At 66.9% G+C, this 3,978-nt stretch carries 4 protein-coding genes (1 of these 4 only partly in view); all 4 read right to left on the bottom strand.

Going from position 1 to position 3,978, the window contains the following annotated elements:
• Nucleotides 1-817, bottom strand: the start of a protein-coding gene (locus I59_RS23590; protein WP_022904433.1) for an ABC transporter permease subunit. 1,331 nt of this gene lie to the left of the window's left edge; the window shows 817 of its 2,148 coding nt (coding positions 1-817); its start codon is at nucleotides 815-817; its stop codon lies beyond the left edge, outside the window.
• Entirely contained in the window at nucleotides 810-1,805 is a 996-nt protein-coding gene (locus I59_RS14175; protein ID WP_022904432.1) for a carbohydrate ABC transporter permease, read from the bottom strand. Before I59_RS14175 ends, I59_RS23590 begins: the two co-directional genes overlap by 8 nt.
• A 183-nt stretch (nucleotides 1,806-1,988) precedes the next feature.
• Nucleotides 1,989-3,290, bottom strand: a complete 1,302-nt coding sequence (locus I59_RS14165) for a sugar ABC transporter substrate-binding protein (RefSeq protein ID WP_022904430.1) — start codon at nucleotides 3,288-3,290, stop codon at nucleotides 1,989-1,991.
• An 81-nt stretch (nucleotides 3,291-3,371) separates the two neighbouring features.
• Entirely contained in the window at nucleotides 3,372-3,749 is a 378-nt protein-coding gene (locus I59_RS23765; RefSeq protein ID WP_049976600.1) for a hypothetical protein, read from the bottom strand.
• Nucleotides 3,750-3,978: the final 229 nt, after the last annotated feature.

Here is a 3,978-nt window from a genome sequence, read left to right as displayed (position 1 = left end):
TNNCCGCCNCTNNCTGGCGGTGCCCGGTGCTTCGCGTGTTCGGCGCGGGGACCCGCCCCTCTGGCGTCGCCGCCGTGGTCTGCCTCCGGCTCGCGTTCGTCTGCGTCGAGTACTGCTGCAGACCGTTCGCGAGCAGCTGCCCGTCGCCGTTCGTCATCACCGAGGCGAAGAGCACCTCACCCCAGGCCGTCATGAACGAGTAGATGCCGACGGCCACGAGCCCCGGACGGGCCGACGGCAGGATCACCCGGAACAGGGCGCCCATCGGACCGGAGCCGTCCACCATCGCGGCCTCGTCGAGTTCACGCGGGATGGTCTCGAAGTAGCCCGCGAGCATCCAGATCGAGAACGGCAGCGTGAACGTCAAGTAGGTGATGATCAGGCCGGTCCACGACCCGACGAGCTGGATGCCGAGCGTGTTGCCGAGGTTCGTGAAGATGAGGAACAGCGGCAGCAGGAACAGCACGCCGGGGAACATCTGGGTCGACAGCACCGCGGTGGTGAACGTGCTCTTGCCCTTGAAGTTCCACCGCGAGACCCCGTAGGCGGCGAACGTGGCGATGATGAGCGAGAACAGCGTCGCGACCGTGCAGACCACGAGCGAGTTGACGAAGTACTTCGCCAGCGGGACGGTCGACCACATGTCGATGAACGGCTGGAACGTGATCGTCGACGGGATCCACGTGAAGTTGTCCTGGACGTCGCCGAGCGGCTTCATGGCCGTCGTGATCATGACGTAGAGCGGGACGACCGTGAACAGCGTCAGCAGGACGATGGTGACGATCTTGAACGACTTGGCGCCGACTGTCTCACGCACGGACGGACCTCCGGTTGGTCACGGCGAGGTAGATGCCCGTGACGATGAGCAGGAAGATGAGGAGCAGGACGCTCATCGCAGCCCCGGAGCCGAAGTTCCAGGTGATGAACGACGCGTTGTAGATGTGGAAGCTCAGCAGGTCCGCTGCCGGGGGCTGCGCGGTCGAGCCGAAGAGGACGTACGGCGTGTTGAAGTCGTTGAACGTCCAGAGGAACATCACGAGCACCAGGGTCACGTTGACGGGACGGACCATCGGCAGCGTGATCGAGCGCCACTGGCGGAACGGCTTCGCACCGTCGACCGACGCTGCCTCGTAGACGTCGTTCGGCACGGACTGCAGGCCGGCCATCAGCATGAGGAAGGCGAACGGCCAGGTCTTCCAGATCGCGACGACGACGACCGAGACGAAGGCGTTCGACCCGATGAGCCAGAACGGTCCCTGGCCGCTGAAGAGGTGCAGCTGGTCGACGAGGACGTGGTTGATCGCGCCGGAGTCACGCTGGAACATGAACTTCCAGGTGATGATGCCCGCGTACATCGGGAGCGCGTACGGCACGAGGAAGAGCGTGCGGAAGAGGCCGCGGCCCCTGAACGGCTTCTGCAGCGCGACCGCCGCCGCCATCCCGAACGTCCAGGACAGGCCGACCACCAGGATCGTGAACGCGCAGGTGATGAGGAACGAGTTCAGGACGCCCTGGCCGATCGCCTGGTCGAAGTCGATCGCGACCGAGTAGTTCCGGAGCCCGGCGAAGGGAGCGGCACCCCAGTTCGCGATGAAGTACTTGGTGAGCTGCATGAACGAGATCCAGATGCCGGTGAGCATCGGGACGATGTGGATGAGCAGCTCGAACAGGATCGCCGGGGCGACGAGCGCGTACGGCAGCCAGTGCCGCTTGGGCTTCCGACCCGGTTGCGGCCCCGACAGCGTCGGGGCCTTCGTGCGGGTCAGGTCGAGGCGCTCGGAGTCCGGCAGGACCGAGGTGGACATGGCAAGCCTTTCGGCGGAGAGGAGGATCGGGTGCGTCGCGCGGATCGGGGCAGCGGCCGTGGCCGTGGCCGTGGGGAGGCGCGGCATGCGTGAGCCGATCGGCTCACTCCCGGCGGGTGGCCGGGTGTGGAGGGGCGAGGCCCGGGACGCGTCCTGCGGACGCGCCCCGGGCCTCCAGGCCGACTAGCCGACGGACTGCGAGACCTGGTCCTGCGCGGTCTGCAGCGCCGTCTTGATGTCGTTGTCGGACACCGTGCCGCCGGTCGCGATCTTGGCGAACATGTCGTTCATCGCCTTGCCGACGGTGGACTCGAACTGGTCCTCGGCGGGCACCAGCGGGAGCGGCTTCGCCTTGTTGTTGTAGATGTCGAGGAACGTCTTCGTCTGCTCGTCGGTGACCGAGTCGGCAGCGGAGGCGAGCACCGGCAGGGCCGAGTACGGCTTGTCGAGCGTGGCCTGCGTGTCAGCGCTCGTCATGTACTTGACGAACTTCAGGGCGCCGTCCTTGTTCTTCGTGTTCTTGAAGATCGACAGGTTGATGCCGGCCGGGAAGGACGCGATGTCCGTCTCGCCCTCCGGCGCAGGGAAGGGCACGACGCCGAAGTCGTCCGTGCTCATGCCGTTCGACGTGATCGTGCTGTTCGCGTTGTTCTGCGTCAGCATCATCGCGGCCTTCTTGTTCGCGAAGTCCGAGACCGCCTGCGTGCCGTTGTCGTACTGCGCGTTCGAGGTGTTGACGACCTTGTCGCTCTGCATGAGGTCGAGGTAGCGCTTGATGCCGTCGACGTTCGCCTGCTGCGTGAAGGTGGGCTTGCCGTCCTTGTCGAACCACTCGCCGCCGTTCTGCGCCGAGTTGATGAAGGCGAAGTGCGAGTTCTCGGTGTACGAACCACCGGCGATGGTGAAGCCGTACTTGCCGCCCGTGGTCAGCTTCTTGGCGTCGGTGACGAGGTCCTCCCACGTCGTCGGCGCCTCGAGGCCGGCGTCCTTGAACATCTGCTTGTTGTAGTACAGGCCGTACGCGAGGCCGTAGAGCGGGACGCTCGTGACGGTCTTGCCGGGTGCGCCACCGGTCGAGAGTGCGACCTTGCCGAACTTGTCGGCCCCGCCGATCGCCTTCATCTCCGAGTCGCCGAACTCCTGGAAGGCGCCCGTGGCCTGGAGCGAGGTCGCCCAGGTGTTGCCGATGTTGACCACGTCCGGGCCCTGGCCCGAGGTGACGGCGGTGGTGATCTTGGTCTGCAGGTCGTTCCACCCGATGACCTGGAGGTTGACCTTGATCCCGGTCTCCTTCGTGAACTTCTCGAGGACGGGGGTCAGCACCTCCTTGTCGTTCTGGAGGGAGGTGCCCTGGTTCGACGCCCAGTACGTGAGCGTCTTGGAGTCGCCGGACGAACCGGAGCCTCCGGAGGAGCAGGCTGCGAGGCCGGTCACGGTGAGTGCCGCGGCCGCGGTGATGGCCAGTGCGCGGATGGCAGTGCGCATGACTCTCTACTTTCTCGTCGTTGAGATGGTGCAGGGATGGTGCGTGTCGGGTGCTGCTGTGTGCGGCGCGTCCCCTGGCGATCAGGCCAGGGTCGACTCCGCGGGGTCCCAGCCCTCGGGGAGGGTCGGGGAGGGGTCGACGGTGCTCTCGACGAGCACCGGCTCCCCACGTTCGGCGCTCTCGGCGATGGAGACCATCACGTCGAGGACGTGGAAGGCGAGGGCACCGGGGACCCGGTTGCCGACGCCGGCGCGGATGGACCGGGCGAGGTCGACCACGCCCGTGCCGCGCGAGTACGTGGAGCCGACCGCGGGGATCGTCTCGGGCTCCTCGGCGCCGGCCGCGTACAGCTCGGTGTCGCCGTCGAACTCGTTCGGGTCGGGGAACACGACCGTGCCGGTCTCCCCCGCGATCTCGACGAAGCCGGTGCGGCCGCGCGTCGACTCGAACGAGAACACGCTCTGCGCGCTGCCGCCGCCCTCGAACTCGATGAGCGCGGAGTGGTTCGTCGGGACCTCGACCGGGAACTCGGTCCCGCCTTCGGACCGAGGCGATCACCCGGGTCGCGCGGGCCTTGGACGCGGTCGCCGTGACCTTCGACACCGGGCCGAGACCTGCACGAGCGTCGTCAGGTAGTACGGGCCGATGTCGAACAGCGGCCCGGCGCGGACCGGGAACAGGAACTCC

It is taken from the genome of Curtobacterium sp. B8 (genome assembly GCF_000333315.1).
Lineage (GTDB): Bacteria > Actinomycetota > Actinomycetes > Actinomycetales > Microbacteriaceae > Curtobacterium > Curtobacterium luteum.
Note: the sequence above shows the minus strand (reverse complement) of the source record. Positions and strands in the feature narration are given on the sequence as shown.